The sequence below is a fragment of the Lacibacter cauensis genome (assembly GCF_007830055.1).
Lineage (GTDB): Bacteria > Bacteroidota > Bacteroidia > Chitinophagales > Chitinophagaceae > Lacibacter > Lacibacter cauensis.
Genome location: NZ_VLLE01000003.1, coordinates 695234 through 715115, shown reverse-complemented (window position 1 = coordinate 715115; position 19882 = coordinate 695234). Strand labels below are relative to the sequence as shown.

Genomic DNA, 19882 nt, shown 5'->3' with positions numbered 1-19882 from the left:
AATGGTCAATGGTGAATTGTGAATGCCAAGCTTAATTACTATTTTGTAGCTACAGTTCATTTATCACCTTTAATCGTTTACCATGTTTCTAACCCTAAACCACCAAAAACTGGATATCTATAACTTCTCAAAAACATTTACACTTGAGTGTTATAAGTTAACCAAGATCTTTCCTGCCGATGAAAAATTCGGAATGATTTCACAAATCAGAAGAGCTGCACTATCTGTCCATCTGAATATTGCAGAAGGCTCTTCCAGAAAGTCGGAAGTTGAACGAAAACGATACTACGAAATTGCCAGAGGCTCTGTTATTGAAATTGATGCAGCGCTGGATGTTGCAAAAGATATTGAATATTTAAACAATTACGATTTAACTAAACTTGGTGAATCAATGATCAAATGCTTTAAGCTTTTAAGCGGACTGATTGAAGCGAAGGCATCTCATTGACCATTCACCATTGACCATTCAGAACTATGTACGAAAAAAGCAAAGAACTATTCGAACGGGCACAGAAAAGTATTCCGGGTGGAGTTAACTCCCCCGTACGTGCATTTAAAAGTGTAGGTGGCACGCCACTCTTCATGCAAAAAGCAAAAGGTGCTTACATGTATGATGCAGATGGTAATCAATACATCGATTACATTGCTTCATGGGGACCCATGATTCTTGGTCATGCACATGAACCCATTGTCAAAGCCATTCAGGAAAAAGCATTGGATTCAACTTCGTTTGGTGCACCTACGCAATTGGAAATTGAAATGGCTGAGTTAATTCTCAGCATGGTACCGAATGTTGACATGATCCGCATGGTGAGCAGCGGAACCGAAGCCTGCATGAGTGCCATTCGTTTGGCCAGAGGTTATACAGGACGAAATAAGATCATCAAGTTTGAAGGACATTATCACGGTCATGCGGATTCATTTTTGGTAAAAGCAGGCAGCGGTGTGGCCACCTTCAACATTCAAACAGTGCCCGGCGTAACGGCTGGTGTAGCGAACGATACATTAACTGCTGCGTATAATGATCTCGATGCAGTGAAGAAATTAGCAGCAGAACATAAAGGAGATATTGCAGCCATCATTGTAGAGCCTGTTGCAGGCAACATGGGTTGTATTTTACCACAGCCCGGTTTTCATGAAGGCTTACGCCAATTATGTGATGACGAAGGAATCGTTTTCATTTTTGATGAAGTGATGACGGGCTTCCGTTTAGCAGCAGGTGGTGCACAGGAACGTCTCGGCATTAAAGCAGATCTTGTTACGTATGGAAAAGTGATTGGTGGCGGTATGCCTGTTGGTGCGTTTGGTGGTAAGAAAGAAATTATGCAGCACATTGCTCCGTTGGGAAATGTGTACCAGGCCGGAACATTGAGTGGCAACCCGATTGCGATGATCGCCGGTTATACATTGCTCACAGAGTTAAAGAACAATCCCTCTATTTACAAAGAGCTGGAAGAAAAAACCATTTACTTGCGGGATGGATTGAACGAAGTATTGAAAGCATGGGGGCAACCATATATCATTAACCAACTTGGTTCAATGATCAGCATTCACTTCAGTGATCATGCAGTAGTTGATTTTGCAACAGCAGCATCAGCCAATAATGAACTGTTCAAAAAATATTTTCATGCTATGTTGAAGCGTGGGGTGTATTTGCCGCCATCTGCTTTTGAAAGCTGGTTCCTCAACAATGCATTAACGTATGCAGATTTAGATAAGACCATTGCTGCAACCAAAGAAAGTTTGCAGGAACTTGTTTGATTTGTCTGAGGCCCTCGTCTGACAAATTACTTACTAACAACAAAGCGATTCAACATTCAATCGCTTTGTTGTTTCATGTCGAAACATGGTTGTCAGACGAGGGCGTCAGACAACGACAGAAACTATTTCACTTCAAACAATTCTCTCAACCGGATGTCTGTGCTGGAGCTGCCGATCATCATACGAAACATACCCGGCTCAATTACTTCTTTCAGATGCACATCCAGCATCGTCAACAAATCGGGAGTAATCGTAAATGTTACTTCTTTTTCTTCACCCGGGTTTAACGTGATGCGCTGAAAACCTTTTAACTCTTTGATCGGTCTTGCAACAGATGCCAGTTCATCGTGCAGGTATAACTGTACTACTTCATCTGCTTTGTATTTTCCGGTGTTCTTTAATTTGAATTTTACTGTAAGATTTTCTCCAGCCTTGACCTGCTTTTTATCTAACTGTAAATCGGAATAACTAAACTGCGTATAACTCAAACCAAATCCAAACGGAAACAAAGGCTGACCGGTAAGATTGTTGTAATCATCACCTCTTCCTGTTGGTTTATGATTGTACACTAATGGCAACTGCGCTTCCGATACAGGAAATGTAATCGGCAACTTACCTGATGGCGAACGATCACCAAACAATACATCCGCAACCGCTTCACCACCTGCATCGCCGGGATACCAAACATCCAGTATAGCAGGTACCTGATCGATCCAGTTATTCATAGTGACAGCACTTCCGCCTACTAATAAAACAACAACCGGTTTTCCTGTTGCTGCAATACGCTTGATCAACTCTTCCTGCAAGCCGGGTAATTGTAATAATGCCCGATCATTGAATTCCCCTTCTTCAATTCCTGCAACAACAACTGCAACATCACTGCTTGTTGCTAATTGAACCGCTTCGTTGATTTTTGTTTCTGCATGATCAGTAACACCTACATTCCAGATAAGACGAAACCATGCATTACCTGCCGGTTCAAAATACTCAATACGCAGATCGTATACTTTGCCTTTTTCAAAATAGAAATCAACCAACTTTGTTGAATACGATTGCTTCTTCCAGTTATCGATGATAAGTTTATTGTTGAGGTATAAACGATATCCATCATTGCCATCAATACCAATTTTATAAGTGCCTGTAACAGGTGCTTCTATTTTACCTGTCCAGCGTGCAGAAAAGAAATCATAGTTGATCTTAGCAGCATCAGGTGAAAACAATGTCCATTGAAAATTGATCGACTCATCTGTTCGTGTAAGAGCCGGTTGCCCCTGCATTGTTACATTGTTAAAATATTCTCCTTGCAAACCTTTTATACGTTTTCCATTTTGCATAGTAAACAAATGATTGCCGGGAACAAATGTCCATGTACGATGTTGCCTGCCCGGGCCTGCTGCATATTTCACTTGTGTGTTGCTACCAACTTTTTGCTGAATACCTTGCAGGATAGAAATTTTCTGATTGCCCGGTCCGCTGTAACCGCCCAATCTTGCTTCTATTGCATCAACTCCAATAACAGCAATTTTTTTCAACGATTTATTTAATGGCAATACAGAAGCTCCGCTTTTACCAAACACATCATTCTTCAGCAACACAAACGAACGTACAGCGGCTTCTTTTGTTAATGCACGGTGTTCGGCGGCTGTCCATTTTTCTAACTTGCTTTCATCGATGTATGGATGCTCGAATAAACCTAATTCAAATTTTACACGCAACACTCTTGCAACAGCGCTATCGATCACATCAGGATTCATACTGCCATCAAGAAAATATTTATTAAACAGTTTGTGATGTTCATATGCTGTTTGAAAAATTACATCCAGTCCGTTCTCGATTGATTTCTTACCAGCTTCTGCATAATCTGCAGCTGTAAAATGCAGCACATTAGCACCACCGGTTGCACCTGCATCACTCAATACAAAACCTTTAAAGCCCCAATCATTGCGCAGCTTTTTGTTCAACAACCAATCGTTGGCCGAACAAGGTGAACCATCGAGTGAATTATACGCCGTCATAATACTTCTTGCTCCACCTTTCTGCACCACCGCTTTAAACGGAACAAAATAAGTTTCTTCCAGTAACCGTTCATTGTAATGAATGGGATAACTGTCTCTTCCTCCTTCACCATGATTCACTGCAAAATGTTTTGGATTAGTTACCACTCCCCGTTGTTCAAATGCTTTTACAAATGCAACACCCATCACTGAGCTTAAAAAAGGGTCTTCACCATAAGTTTCTTCTACTCTGCCCCATCGCACATCTGTTGCAACATTTACAACCGGTGAAAGTATATGACGAATACCTCTTGCTTTCGTTTCTTTTGCAATAGCAGCGGCAACATTATTCATCAGCGTTGTATCCCATGTTGCTGCTAAGGCAATGGATTGAGGAAATACAGTTGCTTCATCACGCACCAATCCATGCAATGCTTCATCAAATGCAATAATGGGAATGCCCAATCTTGTTTGCTCTACAAAGTATTTTTGAATGGCATTGATCTTTGCCAATGTTTGCTGTGCAGTTTGTCCCGACTTGTAATTAAGCAATTGTGCCGCTGCTCCCTGCTGTTGCTGCACGGTATTTACCTGGAAACCAAAAATGCCATTCTTGTAATCAGATGGGTTTGTACCGAGATCGCCGGGGATCATAAACAGTTGCCAGAATTTTTCTTCTGCTGTCATCCGTTGCAGCAGATCTTTTACCCGAACATCAACCGGAAGATCGGCACGTTTATACGCAGGTACTGTTTGTGCAGAAATAAAATGAGCACTAAAAACAAGGGAAAATAGAACAATTATTTTTTTCATATACTGCGTGCAAAAAAAATCAAAATTACAAAGGCAGCCTACACTTTATTTTCATTCGTCAGACGATAAGATCAATTCAACAGCAACTCATCAACAAATATCCACCCTTTATCGCCTTTACCCGGATGCCATGCAGGCAATTTGCCCACTGGTGTTGCAATAAGCTTAATGTATTTTACAGTCGTGGCCGGAAACTTACATTCAAATCCTTTCATGGTAACAGGCATCAACTTCACAGGTTGTTCGGGTTTTAACCGGCCTAAGAGTTTCAAATTTTTCGCATCATTTCCTCCCCACACTTCTACGAGTTGCGGCGGCATAATATAACTTCCTACATCAACCAGTGTGCTTAACGTAACGCTTTCCAGTTGCACCGGTTTTGAGAACGGCAGCAAACATTCCATCCTGTTTTCACGAAAAGCAATCCAGTTGCCTAACTGAAAATTGCGTTCGCCTTTTTGCAGATCGAACAATGTTTTCCCGCTTTCATCTTTATACTTTTCATTCGGTTTGCTGATGTACACAATTGTATCGGGCTTGTAGGTACTCTTGTAAAAACGTGTTTCAAAAATATCGCTGCTGATCCATCCGCTTTTATATGCTTTTGCACGGATAAACGTATTGCTGTTGATCTGTTCGGTGCCTTTAAAAATTGCAGACTGTAAACTATCCGGTTCACTTCCGTCTGTAGTATAACGGATGACCGCACCTTGTATATAATGCTTCAGCTTTAAAGGAACAGGATCACCTGTAAGAAAAGTTTCTTCGTTCAACAATACAGGCGGCGTTAACTTCAAAATAGTCGTATCGCCTTTATAACCGGTAATAAAATCAATAGATTTTAGTTTTTGCCGTAACTGTTCCAGATCATTCCCAGTAATTTTTGTATTCCACACATACACTGTTTTCAATTCGGGAAAACTTCGCAGCAGTTCAAGTTGAGCGCTGCTGATATTGGTTCCTGCCAGACTGAGGCTTCGTAAAAATTTCAACTTTTTCAATTGCAGCAAACCATTACCGGTAATGTTTGTAAAAGATAAATTTAACCGACGGAGATTCTCACATTCACTGATGAACTGAAGATCAGCATCCTGTACCGGCATTTTTGCAAGATCAATTGCAACAATTTGTTTTTTGATTTTCTCCAGCTCTTTCAGCTGCTCGCTTTTAAACAGGCTGCTATTGAAAAAATTAACAGCTAATGCAGGAGAACCTTCTGCTTCTTTGCTCACAATGCGGTTAACGGTATTCAGCTTGGCAATAAGTGCTACATCAGCTTCTTCAAAATTGTAGACAGGTGTAGCAGATGATGAGAATAATCTTGCTGCAATTAGTTGCAGACTGTCGCCCACAGGAAGTTGTGCAACACGCAATTTAAAATCAGCTCCTTTTCTTATCCAGTAAGTCAATATTGCAATCTCCTCATCGGTAAGTTGTGGTTTACCTTTCGGTGGCATGTGTTTCTTTTGCTCCATCGGTAAGTGTATACGTTGCAATAACAAACCAAGATCAGCAACAGTTGTATCCCAAAGTTTTCCATTCTTTCCACCTTTCAACAACAGTTCTTCCGATTGCATTACCAGTTCGCCTTTTGCTTTGTTGTTGTTATGACAGGAAATACATTTTGCTTCAAGTATCGGTTTTACCATGTGCGTAAACACTTCTGCATCTTCTATCGCAACAGGCGTTTCTTTCTGTAGCTTCTGCAACGGAGCTGTAAGAAATGTTTCGCCATGTGTTACGCCTGCACCTAAATGTCCGGTAACGATAATCAGTAGTAATGCAAAAAAAGAAGTACCAACAGTTACAATCTTCCTTGTTTGTATTTTTTGATAAAAAGCATACCAACCCAACGTAAACCATGCAATAGCAATACCGCCCCATTTATGCCACAACAATGCATCTGCATCATACCCTTCTTCTTTCGAAAGAAACAAACCCATGAGCGATGTTGTAACTGCGGTAAACGCAGCGATCAGCAAAACAAATGAAACTGCATTTGCATAAGTAATTTCAGTTGGTGTTTTATGTGGCGGAAGAAACAATACAGCCAATGCATAAACAACAATCAGCACCAACGGAAAATGTAGTACCAGCGGATGCATACGGCCCGCAATCTGCAACCACACAGGAACAGCAAGCCTGCTCTCAAATACTACTAAAAACAAGAGCAGGCAATTGAATACCAGCGATACATTAAAGAGGATAGCTTTCCAGCGTTGCATAAAATCAGTAAACTTTTATTTCATCAATAAACAACCATGCATGATTTCCTTTTCCTGTATGCCAATCGGGAATAGGTTTTACCGGTAACAACACCAGTTTAAGTTTGTTTGTTTTTACCTTACGCTTTACTGTCACTTTTTTTGAAACAGTTCTGCGGGGTACCTGTTGTTCAAACAACTGCTGTTCATCAGCAGCCTGCACAAATACTTTTTGTTGTTCATCATAGTAGTACAGTTGTATCTGCTGCGGTAAAAAAATCCAGCTGCCTTCATCCTGCAACAGATCAACAAGCACTGTATTGATCTGCTCCTGCTTTTGCAGATGAATCAACACTTCAACTGTATCAATGTTATAACCAAGCCATGTGCCGTTCCGGAATTGTAAACTGCCACCGGCATTATCAAACAGTATATCTTTTTTACTGCTGCTGTATTGCTCATGCGGTTTCGAAAATTCCATGCCTGCAATCGCCTTTCCATCTTTTACAAATTCAATTTCTGCTGTTGCAGATGGCAGAAAGTTTTTACCGAAGGCTTTTACTTTCACCAATGTTTGCTTTGTAATCTTTACAGGCTTACTGTATAACAAATCATTTACCGTTGGCTCTTTTCCATTTAAGGTATAACGTACTTCTGCACCGGGCTGATTAAACTGTATGCTGAACGATGTACTGTCTTTAAAAAAAGCTGATTCGTATTTCAACATAGGCGTTGCCAATTGAAATACCTGCTGGCTATGTGCCTGCAACGCTAAATGAAAAAGCAGATATATTAAAAGCCTCTTCATTGTACAGGTGATAATTTATAAGGATAAACCCTGCCGGAATTCCATTGTGCCACATACAGGTTTTCTTCATCGTCAATACAAACATCGTGTGGGTATTGAAATACTTTAATGGTCTGGTACATTTCATCGGGCAGCCCATTATTATACGCAGGTAAATTGCCACCGATGTTTGAAACCACTTTGTAGTTTTTATCCAGTATCAATACAAAACCCGATTGTTCGCCTTGTCTTGCATTGGTTTGCAAAACGGCAGCATACAAATAATCGCCTTTAATCACTGGTCTGCAAACCCAAGCACCGGGCAATGCAATCGTGTTGATATATGTTCCATCGAGTGTATACCGCTTAAATGCATTTTGCTGGCGGGAGCTTACTACCAAACATGGATTGCTTTTATCCCTGTCATCAATACAAATACCATGTGCATTCATCAAATATTCATCACCTGTTCCTCTGCCGCCGAAATGCCGGATGTAGTTTCCTTTGTAATCGTACTGGATAATAAAATCTTTTCCATAACCATCGGCCACATAAATATCACCGTTGGGTGCAATGGCTGTTTCAGTAGGTATATATTCTTCTGCTTTGCTGTATGCATTAACCTCTTTCGGATTGTTAAGCTTCATCAACTGCTTTCCATCGGTAGTTGTTTTAATTACCTGGTGCAACTCATTATCACAAATGAACATCACATCGGTTCCGTTTTCACTGAACAGGGTTAAACCATGTGCACCGGGGTAATCATGTCCCCAACTGTTGATGAGCTTTCCGCTTTTATCATAGATGAGCACATTGTTCTTTGTTTCATTGGTCAATAAAATAATGCGGCCCTGTTGATCCTGCACCATTTCATGACAATCCTTTACCGGGTATTGCGCTGCATTTAACTGACTCCATTTTGTATTGATGCGATAACGTTTGTTATTATGACCAAGAATGGTTTCCTGTTTTGCTGCACCAATAATTGCAGGCGCACACAATAGACCTGCTGCAGTAATGGAACTATGTTTAATGAATTGTTTACGATTCATACTGTATAATTATGCGATCAACCCGTTTACTACTTTACCTGCAACATCGGTTAATCGAAAACGACGACCGAGATATTTAAACGTCAGCTTTTCATGATCCAGCCCCATCAGGTGTAACACGGTTGCATGAAAGTCGTGTACATGTACCGGATCTTTAATGATGTTGTAACCAAACTCATCTGTTTCGCCATATACGCCGGGCTTTACACCGCCGCCTGCCATCCAGATGGTAAAGCAACGTGGATGATGATCACGACCATAATTTTCTTTGGTTAAAACACCCTGGCAGTAATTGGTACGACCAAACTCTCCACCCCATATCACCAAAGTTTCATCGAGTAGCCCACGTTGTTTTAAATCGGTGATCAACGCTGCGGATGCCTGGTCAACATCCTGGCATTGTCCTTTTATTTCCGATGGCAAATTGTTATGTCCATCCCAACCTTGATGATAAAGCTGTATAAAGCGTACCCCATTCTCCGATAATTTTCTTGCAAGCAAACAGTTGGCGGCATAAGTACCAGGTGTTAAACAATCAGGACCGTACAGCTTAATAATATCTTCCGGTTCTTTGCTGAGATCGGTAATATCGGGCACTGCTGTTTGCATGCGATACGCCATTTCGTATTGCTGCACTTTTGCAGTGATCTCCGGATCGCCAAACTCTTTGTACGATTCATCATTTAATGCAGCCAGCTTATCTAACATTCTTCTGCGATCGGCTTTATCAATGCCTTCGGGATTATTAAGATACAACACCGGATTATCGCCACTGCTGAACTGCACACCCTGATGAAATGAATCTAAAAATCCATTACTCCATAATTTGGAATACACACCTTGCCCATTACCTCTTCCCCTCGACAGCAACACACAAAATGCAGGCAGGTTTTTATTTTCACTTCCCAAACCATAACTCAACCACGAACCCATACTTGGACGATTACCGACCTGTGCACCTGTTTGAAAAAATGTTAATGCAGGATCATGATTAATTGCTTCGGTATACATCGATCGAACAATACATAAATCATCCACTACTTTCGATGTGTGCGGCAACAACTCACTGATCCATGCTCTGGCTGCACCGTATTGATTGAACTGAAATGCTGTACCTGCCAATGGAAATTTTTCCTGTCCCGCCGTCATGCCTGTTAACCGTTGACCCATGCGAATGGATGCAGGCAAATCCTGTCCATACATTTGTTGCAGCATCGGTTTATAATCAAACAAATCAAGTTGCGATGGTGCTCCGTTCTGAAACAAATAAATAATGCGTTTTGCTTTGGGTGCAAAATGCGGCAGCCCGGTCATGATCATTTCTTCTTCGCTCTTACCAAACAAATCGGGCATCAGCAACGAACCCAATGCGGCACCACCAATACCCATTCCTACCTGTGTAAGAAAGCGCCTGCGGTTAATATTTAGTTTGTGTTCAAGAAATTCCTTTTGCATAATTTTTTATTTAGTCGGCGTTCATTTCTTTGGTCAACAACTGTTGCGTCGCACACTTCATCATTCGGTTCATTACTAAACAATCACTCATTTCACAATTGCTTCTTCCAGGTTATAAATCGTATTGATGGTTTTCATTACTGCAGCCAGCTGCTGTGCATTCAATTGTTTGTTGAGCGGATACTCACCCACTTTAAGAGTAACGGCTGCATTTAACTTGTTTAGCTGAAATAACTGCAACTGTTCATCGTAATATGCTTTCACTATTTTTTTCTCCGTTGCAGATGGCTGCCGGCAAATAATTAACCGGAATGCCTTGTTTATCTTTTCTTCTACAGTTGATTGTTCGCCGAGCAGTTGCTGCGCCAGCACTCGTGATGCTTCAAGCACTGCAGGATCATTCATCATAATCAACGCCTGCAACGGTGTATTTGTCTTCAACCGTTTTACTTCGCATTGATCCCGGTTGCTGGCATCGAACATAATCATATTCGGAGGAGGAACAGTAAGCTTAATGAAATTATACAATCCACGCCTGTACAAGGCTTCGTTATGATCTTGCCTGTACGTTGCCAATACACCACGACCCGATGATGCAGCTTCCCAAATGCCTTTGGGTTGATATGGTTTTACACTTGCACCGCCGATTGTTCTTACCAACAGTCCGCTGCAGGATAAATACATGTCACGAATAAACTCTGCTTTTAATCGTTGACGTGGCGATCTTGCCAAATAAATATTCTCCGGATCTTTTTGTAAATGTTGCTGAGTAACTTTTGCAGATTGTCTGTATGCAGCAGAGGTTACAATCTGTTTCACCAATCTTTTTATATCCCAGCCGTTCTCCATAAAATCTACAGCCAGCCAATCGAGTAATTCAGGATGCGATGGCAACTCGCCTTGCATTCCAAAATCACCAGATGTTTTCACCAATCCTTTTCCAAAAAACTCCTGCCATACCTGGTTTACAAATACTCTTGCTGTAAGCGGATTGTTTCTGTCAACCGTCCATTTCGCAAGACCTAACCTGTTACGTGGAAATTTTGCAGTATCAAATTTCATCACGGCTTTTACAGCAGATGCTTGTACTTCAACTCCCGGTTGATCGTACACACCACGGTTGAGTACATAGGTTTTACGCAATGTATCGAGTTCGCCCATCACCGATACCATTAACGCATTGGTATCTTTTGAATTGATATAGTTGAGCAGATTTTTCCTGTCTTCGGCAGTAATGGTAAGCACCGGATTTTTTGCCGGTTGCGAGGCTGTTACATCACCTTCAAACCCTTTTTCTTTGGTGTTATTGAAAAACGCCAGCAACGAATAATAATCTTTCTGCGAAAACGGGTCGTACTTATGATCATGGCATTGTGCACATTCAATCGTAATACCAAGAATACCTTTCGTGAATGTTTTTGTTTTATCAATTAAATATTCAATGCGGTATTCTTCATCAATTACACCACCTTCTTCGGTGTATTTATGATTACGGAAAAAACCCGTGGCCAGTATATTTTCTTTTGTTGCTTGCGGCAACAGATCGCCTGCTACCTGCCAGGTAATAAACTCATCGTACGGAATATTTTTGTTAAATGCATAAATAACCCAATCACGCCAGGGCCATTGTGTGCGGATGTTATCATCCTGGTAACCGTAACTATCAGCATAACGTGCAACATCCATCCAATGCACCGCCATCTTTTCGCCGTACTGCGGAAGTTGCAGCAATGCATTCACCATATTTTCATACGCTGCATCCGACTTATCTGCCAAGAAACGATCCATCAGTTCGATAGAAGGCGGCAGTCCTGTGAGATCAAAACTCACCCGCTTTAATAAACGTTCCTTATCTGCTTCATCATTTGGTTCTAATCCTTCTTCTTCCAACTTTGCCAAAATAAACCGATCAATTTCATTCTTTACCCACTTCTTATTTTTTACTTCCGGCAGCGGCGCTTTTACCGGTGCCGTAAACGCCCAATGCGGTTCGTACTTCGCTCCCTGTTTGATCCATTTTTTAAACAAATCAATTTCATATTCCGATAATGCACCTAAATGCGATTCGGGTGTGGGCATCACGATAGCAGAATCTGTAGAGCTTATCCGCTTAATTAATTCAGACAGCTCAGGTTTGCCTGGCACAATGGCAAATGCTCCTTTTGTATCACGCAGCGGTGCATAGGCACTATCGGCAAGATCTAACCGCAAACCGGCTTCCCTGTGACCTGCATCGGGACCATGACATTTAAAACATTTGTCGGAAAGAATGGGGCGGATGTGAAAATTGTAACTGACGTTTTTGGGTAACGCCCCTTCACTCATGCCCTTGTTAAAACAGGAGGCAGCTGTTACAATAACTGCAAAAATGAATAAAGTACAAGCAAGCAATCGGTTCATGATACAAGCGGCAATTATATGATTTTTCAGATCTTTTTATAGATCCACCATCAGCTGCAATGCAGGCAACGCCCACACAACAGATGAATTAAATATAACACTTGTAATCAGAGTTTCAGCTAAACTATACAGCCGGGGTATTCCTTTTTCGAACACGCACCTGCAGGTTCCTGCTGAAACAAATGTATCGATTCAGCTGTACATAACAAACATGGGTTGAAATTTATTCCTCATAAATCTCAGCCCATGCTTTTTTTCTTTCAAGTTTATGCTACCTTTTCTTTACCCGTGAATGCAACAACAGGTTCTTCTTTTTTCTTTTTCTTCTTCATTTTATTCAGCCAGATTATTGTGCCGGTTATGGGCAAGCTGGTTGCAATTAAACAGGCAAGGAAGTATAATATTTTGGTGAACGTACCATATACATTACCAACGTGAATGGCTTTAATTGAACCTGCAACACGTTCGTTAAATGGCTTCTTCTTAAAAATATCCAGCTTTACAATTTTACCAGTAGCCGGATCCATGGTGATGCGGTCGCCGGCAGCAGGTGCAAAAAAGCCCAGCTTTGTTTTGCTGATCATTGTTTTTGCAGCAGCATCGGCCGGTAATGTAATCACATAGTTGCCGGTATAGGGCAGTGCTTTATCAGCAGCTTTTATATAATCAGCAACGGATAGTTGCGTAACAGCCAAAGCAGCGGTATCCGTTGCCGCATTTTTCTTTCCTTCGCCTTCTTTGCGTTCGCCGGCTTTTGCTCCATCTGCCGGTTTATACGTGCCGAGTGTTTTTTGCAAACCTGTTCGGTACCATTCAAAACTCCATTGCGGACCGGTTAAGCCCATCAGCAATAAAAAGATGAGTGCATAAAATGCAAGTGTGTTGTGCAAATCATGATTCACACGTTTCCAACCTGCATTCCATTTTATTTTTAATCCCTGTTCCCAGAATTTTACTTTTTGTGGAAACCAGATGATCAAACCGGTGATGCATCCCAACGTAAAGATGATAGTTGCAAATCCCGTGATCCAACTGCCGAGCTTTCTGTTCTCAACACCATTAATAATCGGCTTCTTCACTTTATCCAACAGCAACCAACGATGCAGACTGAACATCGTTCCCATAAATTCTTTGGTTCCATTCTTCTCTTTGGAGTTGCCTGTTATTTCGCCGGTATACGGATTTACAAAATAAGTGGTGCCAGCTCTTGGTCCTTCTTCACCGGCTTTCTTTACATTAAACTGGTACGTACGGTTTAGTTCTGCAGGAATCGTTACACCGGTAATCGTACCACCTGTTTCCTGTTTTACTTTTTCCAGCAACGAATCAACAGGAATACGTTCTTTATCCGCAACTGATTGCAACTTGTACAAATGCGGTGCTGCTTTCTCCGTTAATTCGGTATTGAATACATACACTGTACCGCTGAAACAAACAGCAATGACAATTAATCCGCTGCCGAGTCCCAGCCATAAATGAATATCGTTAACCAACTTTCTTAATTTCTGCCAGCGTGTTTTACTGATTTCCTGTTTTGCCATTGCTGAAATGAATTGCTTTTACTTTTTGGATTTATGATAAAAAGGGAGCACGCTGTTAACGTGCCCCTTTTAGACGATCGATATTTATTTCTCCTTCTTAGAATTTGTAAGAAACCGTTGCTACAAAACTACGTGGAGCAATCGGGTTCACACTGTAATTCTCATGCACATAATAGTTAAGTACATTGCCCACATTCGCAAGTTTTGCAAGTAACGTAAAACGTTTGATATTGTAGCCTGCAGTTATATCAACGGTTGTAAACGCTTTTACAGGAATCATGCGTGAATAGTTCTGCGATTGACCCTGTGTATTGTTCCAGCCTCCAATACGATCGCCGATATAATAAACACCTGCACCAATTTTCAAACGTTTCAACGCTCCTTCGCTGAAGGTATAGAATGCACTTGCATTAGCTGTATGCGCAGGAATATTTACCAGGCGGTCTCCTTCAATATAGCTGCCTACTTTATCGGGTGTGTTTGTATAACGCATATCGTTATAACTGTAACCAGCCATCATTGATAATCCTTTTACAAAGTTGCCGGTAACATCCACTTCAATACCATTGCTGGTTGTCTGGCCTGTTAATTCTTTCAGGTTGCTGTTGTTGTTCGGATTGCCGTTGCGATCGAACTGTGCTGTTTGTGCGAGGTTGTTATTGATGATTTTGTATGCAGTTACATTCACCGTTAATTTTCCTTTTAACAGAATATTCTTTACACCAATTTCATACTGATCAATAATGGAAGCAGGTAATACATTGTTGTAAATATCCAACCCGGTATTAATCGCAAATGAATTGGAGTAGCTCGCAAAAAACGAAACATTGGGTTTCATTCTGTACACCAAACCAAAACGTGGAGAGAACGCCCGATCAACTTTAATTTTTCCTTTTACAACCGAATCTTTCGCAAGATAGGTAGTTGTGGAGGGAACCGATTCCTGTAACGACCAGCGGATGCCGGCGAGTAATTTAAGTTTTGGTGTAATGCTGATGAGATCCTGCACATAAGCACCTAAACGGTTTACAGGTGTTTGCACAAATGTTACTCTGGTTGCTACAGGAATATCAGTACGACGAACGAATTTGTTTGGATCAAGAATGTTGATGCTGTCGTAGATCTTACCCTGAATATCGTAGTTGTATGTTTCAGTTAAGTAACGATCTGCGTCGATACCTGCCAGCAAGGTATGTTCCATTGCCCAGGTTTTAAATTTACCGTTAAGATTTACCTGGCCTGTGAAATAATTTTCTTTGGTATCAACACGCCCCAACGGACGGCCCCAGTCGCCATTGGCTTTTGCCTGGATACGTTCTACAGCATAATAATCACGATCGAAGTTTTGGTAAGAAAGCACGCTGCTCAATTGCCATTTGTCATTAAACGCATGTTTTACCGTTGCAGATGCAGTAGACTGCTGTGTAACGTTATACTGCCACTCGGTACCCATAAATGTTGAACGATGCACATTGGGTATAATCGTATTGTTTAAAGAGCCAACACCAAAGTCGGGAGTAAAATCATGTTTCAGGTAATCAGCTTCAAGAATCAACTCTGTTTTGTTACCCAGCTTGAAAAGAAAAGAAGGGTTGATGTAATACCGTTTAGAAGAAACTTTCGCACGGTAACTGTCTGTTGTTTCAAACGTACCGTTTAAACGGTAGGCGATTTTTTTAGAGATGGGTCCGTACACATCAAATGTTGGCTTCCATAAATTGAAACTTCCTGCACGCAAACTTGCTTCACCACCAAAATCAAACTTTGGCTTTTTGGTTACCATGTTCAGCACACCGCCCGGTGCAACGTTCCCGTATAAAATAGCCGCACCACCTTTTAATATCTCCACACTTTCCAGTGAGCTTACTTCGGGCATTGCACCGCTGTTTACTCTTGATCCGTTACGAAACATATTGGTTGAAGAAAACCCATAACCTCTTGCAGAAAAACTTTCCTGTGTACTTGCCCTTGTTGTGCTGAGGTACACACCGTTTACATTTTTCACCACATCGCTCAACCTTTGTGCCTGCTGTTCTTTCATCACTACTTCACTAACAGTAGCAATGGCTTGTGGCAAATCCATTGGTTTAATAGCTGATTTACCAAATACTGTTGCTCGATCGTTTACACTGCGGAAATAAGCAATTACAATTTCCTGCAGTTCGGTTTTGTTTTCGGTAAGTACAAAATCCTGCACCAAAGCATCGCCTTTTTTAACATCAATTACCGTTTCTACTGTTTTTAAACCTGTAAACGATACAATGAGTGTATAACGACCTTCCGGAACAGAATAGAAAAAATATTCGCCTGCTTCGTTAGTAATTGTACCGTTATTTGTTTCCTTAATAAGTACGTTCACCCAACCTGCCGGTTTACCGTCACTGGTACGTACAACACCTTTTACAACAGGAGCAGGTGCCGGTTGAGCTGTTACGGGCTGTGTATTTCTGTTTTCTGTATTGAAATTATTTTGAGCTGATACTGATAAACTAATAAGTGCTAGACTAAGCGTTAGTAATGTCCGATTCATAATTCACATTTTATTCGGATGCGAATTTCTAATGAATCAACTTCTTTTACTTTCAATATCGGGAAAAGGGTTTACGCAATAAGGAAAACCGCTATCTGTTATCATCGAAACAGCAGTTCACAGGGTTTCAACCCAGTATGCTTTTTAAATGCAGTAGAAAAGTGTGAGATGGATGAATAGCCAAGCATTGCACTTACTTCGGTAACACTTAATCCTTTTTCGTATAAAAGATATTTGGCGTGTTCCATACGCTGACTTTGATAAAACTCAAATACAGTTGTACCAAACATTTCTTTAAACCCTTTCTTCAAATAACACTCATTGGTGCCAACCTTCCGGCTCAATTCTTTAATGGTAATAGGTTCGCCAATACGTTGCAGTAAAATTTCTCGTGCCTGCAGAATGGTATCCTTTGCATTATCTGTTGCAAGGAAACGGCACACAAAACTTTCTTCTGCTTTTTGATCGGTTAAACATTCCAAACCATACAACAGCAATGTTTGTAACTGACTGTTTACATAAATATTCTCAAGTGCATTGCTGTAATTATGTTGCAGCAAATTATCCAACACAGTACGTATACGGTTGCAGAGGTTTACGGTTGTAGTGAAGGATTGCTTTTCTTTAAAAGCCAGCACCCTGTCGCTTTTGGTTGAAATCGTACGGCCCTTTACAAACGGCGTGAGGTAGGCGGGTGAAAAACGAAACACGAATACATCGGCAGTAGGATGTGCCATGCAATCGGCAGAGGATGCTTTGCAAACACCATTGCGGCAACTGTCGCTGTCGCAATATTTGTTGCCACTTATGCAAAAGCGAAGCTCAATCGACTTTTCTTTCGCCTTTGTTGATTGTACATTGTACAAGAGCTCGGCAGTATCTTCCGGTGTAATATGCGGCTGCAGTTTATAACGGTAAATGCCATACTGTACGGAGCCCGGAATTTGCTTTTCCTGCATTTGTAGTAATTCCAGTTCCTGCACCATTAACGCCTGCTTGTAAGCGGGTGTAAGTATGTCGTTTGTCTGCTGCATCGAAGCGCAAAGATACTATCTCCGGCACGCTTAACCTGTTACATGATTGACAGAGTTTCGTCATGTTTTGCGAGTGCCTGCATACGCCTGCTTACCCCTTTTTCAACATTACCCACAACCACTTCATTTTCAGTATAAAAAATGTGGATTTCTTCCCTTAAAATGAAGGCAATAAAACCGATTAAGCCCTTTGTTTTTCGTACATTTGTCCGAATCTATTTTCACCACTTCCAATAAGATTTTTGAGAATCAAAATATGAGTACAGAGTTACAGGAAACAGCCCTCAGCGCTGCTGCACAAAATGCAGGTTACGGCGCAGACAGTATCCAGGTTTTAGAAGGTTTAGAAGCGGTTCGTAAACGTCCCGCTATGTATATCGGCGACATCAGCGAAAAAGGTTTACACCACCTCGTATACGAAGTGGTAGACAACTCGATTGACGAAGCCCTTGCCGGTTATTGTAAAAATATTACCGTTTCCATTCACGAAGACAACAGCATCAGTGTGCAGGATGATGGTCGTGGTATCCCCACTGCCATGCACACAAAAGAAAAACGTTCTGCACTTGAAGTTGTAATGACCGTGTTGCATGCCGGTGGTAAGTTCGATAAAGGTTCGTACAAAGTATCCGGTGGTTTACACGGTGTGGGTGTGAGTTGCGTAAACGCACTTTCTACCAAACTGCATGTAACGGTACAACGTGAGGGAAAAATATTTGAACAGGAATATAAAATCGGTATCCCGCAATACGCCGTGCGTGAAATTGGCACCAGCGATATTACAGGTACCCGTGTACATTTCTGGCCTGATACCAGCATCTTCACTGCATCGGTTTACAAAAAAGAAATTTTAGAAGCACGTTTACGTGAGCTTGCGTTTTTGAACAAAGGCATCCGCATTATCTTAAACGATTTGCGTGAAGTGGATGAAAGTGGCGCTACTTACACCAACACATTTTATAGCGAAGGCGGCATTACAGAGTTTGTTGAATTGATTGAAAGAAATGGCAAACGCAGTCCGTTATTACCACAGGTTATTTACATGGATGGACATGATGCGGTAAGCAATGTTGCTGTTGAAGTAGCCATGATCTACAACGATTCGTACAGCGAACATATTTTCTCGTATGTAAACAACATTAACACCATTGAAGGCGGTACGCATGTAACCGGTTTCCGCCGTGCCATCACCCGTGTATTTACATCGTATGGTAAAAAAGAAGGGTTGTTTGAAAAAGCAAAAGTGGATGTTGAAGGCGATGACTTCCGTGAAGGATTGAGTGCAATTATTTCAGTTAAAGTTCCCGAGCCACAGTTCGAAGGTCAGACAAAAACCAAGCTTGGTAACAGTGAGGTAAGCGGTATCGTTGAAACATCGGTAAGCCGTACACTCGAAGCTTATCTCGAAGAAAATCCGAAAGAAGCCAAGAATATTGTTCAAAAAATTATTTTGGCAGCACAAGCCAGAGCAGCTGCAAAAAAAGCACGTGAACTGGTACAACGTAAAACAGTATTAACAGGTGGCGGTTTACCCGGTAAACTGGCCGATTGTTCGGATCGTGATCCTGAACGTTGCGAATTGTACCTGGTTGAGGGCGACTCGGCAGGTGGTACAGCTAAGCAAGGTCGTGACCGCAGCTTCCAGGCTATCCTTCCGCTTCGTGGTAAAATCCTGAACGTGGAAAAAGCAATGGAGCATAAAATCTACGATAACGAGGAAATCCGCAATATGTTTACTGCGCTTGGTGTAAAGATGGGTACTCCTGAAGATCCGAAAGCACTCGACATCAGCAAGCTCCGTTATCACAAGATTATCATCATGACCGATGCCGATGTGGATGGTAGCCACATTGCAACATTGATTCTTACTTTCTTCTTCCGTTATATGACCAGCCTGGTTGAACAAGGTTATCTCTACCTGGCACAACCACCACTTTACCAGGTAAAAAAAGGTAAAGAAATGGCTTACGCCTGGAACGAAGAGCAGCGTAAAGAATATGTTGCCAAGTTTGGTGGCGGTAAGGATGACAGCGTAGGCGTACAACGCTACAAAGGTTTGGGTGAGATGAACGCCGATCAGCTATGGGAAACAACCATGAACCCTGCAACAAGAGCCCTGAAAATGGTGACCATTGAAAGTGCTGCAGAAGCAGACCGTGTGTTCAGTATGCTTATGGGTGATGAGGTAGCTCCACGCCGTGAGTTTATTGAAACCCACGCCAAGTATGCCAACATTGATGTGTAAGCAATAACAAATCAACGATAGAAAGCGACTTTACAAGTCGCTTTTTTTATTGAAAACCATGCCGTT

General features: G+C 41.5%; 12 protein-coding genes. 3 read left to right on the top strand and 9 right to left on the bottom strand.

Annotated elements, in window-relative coordinates:
* Positions 1-82: 82 nt before the first annotated feature.
* Both IQ13_RS08320 and hemL read left to right on the top strand, forming a co-directional pair.
* Positions 83-448, top strand: a complete 366-nt coding sequence (locus IQ13_RS08320) for a four helix bundle protein (RefSeq protein ID WP_144885856.1) — start codon at positions 83-85, stop codon at positions 446-448.
* Positions 449-474: 26 nt separating this feature from the next.
* Positions 475-1761, top strand: a complete 1287-nt coding sequence (gene hemL / locus IQ13_RS08315; RefSeq protein ID WP_144885854.1) for a glutamate-1-semialdehyde 2,1-aminomutase — start codon at positions 475-477, stop codon at positions 1759-1761.
* Between the two features lie 122 nt (positions 1762-1883).
* On the opposite strand, the gene IQ13_RS08310 is transcribed toward hemL, so the two are convergent.
* The 9 genes from IQ13_RS08310 to IQ13_RS08270 form a co-directional block, all read right to left on the bottom strand.
* On the bottom strand, positions 1884-4568 hold the full coding sequence (locus IQ13_RS08310) for a glycoside hydrolase family 3 protein (RefSeq protein WP_144885852.1): 2685 nt from the start codon (positions 4566-4568) through the stop codon (positions 1884-1886).
* Positions 4569-4639: 71 nt separating this feature from the next.
* The gene (locus tag IQ13_RS08305) at positions 4640-6793 is read right to left on the bottom strand and encodes an FN3 associated domain-containing protein (RefSeq protein ID WP_144885850.1); all 2154 of its coding nucleotides are present in this window, start codon (positions 6791-6793) and stop codon (positions 4640-4642) included.
* A gap of 4 nt (positions 6794-6797) precedes the next feature.
* Positions 6798-7580: a chitobiase/beta-hexosaminidase C-terminal domain-containing protein gene (locus IQ13_RS08300; protein WP_144885848.1), complete on the bottom strand. Its 783-nt coding sequence runs from the start codon at positions 7578-7580 to the stop codon at positions 6798-6800.
* Entirely contained in the window at positions 7577-8611 is a 1035-nt protein-coding gene (locus tag IQ13_RS08295) for a 6-bladed beta-propeller (protein WP_144885846.1), read from the bottom strand. Before IQ13_RS08295 ends, IQ13_RS08300 begins: the two co-directional genes overlap by 4 nt.
* Positions 8612-8620: 9 nt before the next feature.
* Positions 8621-10066: a DUF1501 domain-containing protein gene (locus IQ13_RS08290; protein WP_144885844.1), complete on the bottom strand. Its 1446-nt coding sequence runs from the start codon at positions 10064-10066 to the stop codon at positions 8621-8623.
* An 87-nt stretch (positions 10067-10153) separates the two neighbouring features.
* The gene (locus IQ13_RS08285) at positions 10154-12466 is read right to left on the bottom strand and encodes a PSD1 and planctomycete cytochrome C domain-containing protein (RefSeq protein ID WP_144885842.1); all 2313 of its coding nucleotides are present in this window, start codon (positions 12464-12466) and stop codon (positions 10154-10156) included.
* Between the two features lie 266 nt (positions 12467-12732).
* Positions 12733-14007, bottom strand: a complete 1275-nt coding sequence (locus IQ13_RS08280; protein ID WP_144885840.1) for a PepSY-associated TM helix domain-containing protein — start codon at positions 14005-14007, stop codon at positions 12733-12735.
* A 97-nt stretch (positions 14008-14104) separates the two neighbouring features.
* Positions 14105-16537: a TonB-dependent receptor gene (locus IQ13_RS08275; protein WP_144885838.1), complete on the bottom strand. Its 2433-nt coding sequence runs from the start codon at positions 16535-16537 to the stop codon at positions 14105-14107.
* Positions 16538-16638: 101 nt separating this feature from the next.
* Entirely contained in the window at positions 16639-17571 is a 933-nt protein-coding gene (locus IQ13_RS08270; RefSeq protein ID WP_144885836.1) for a helix-turn-helix domain-containing protein, read from the bottom strand.
* Between the two features lie 256 nt (positions 17572-17827).
* Between IQ13_RS08270 and gyrB the strand changes: the two genes are divergently transcribed.
* On the top strand, positions 17828-19816 hold the full coding sequence (gene gyrB / locus IQ13_RS08265) for a DNA topoisomerase (ATP-hydrolyzing) subunit B (RefSeq protein WP_144885834.1): 1989 nt from the start codon (positions 17828-17830) through the stop codon (positions 19814-19816).
* Positions 19817-19882 lie beyond the last annotated feature (66 nt).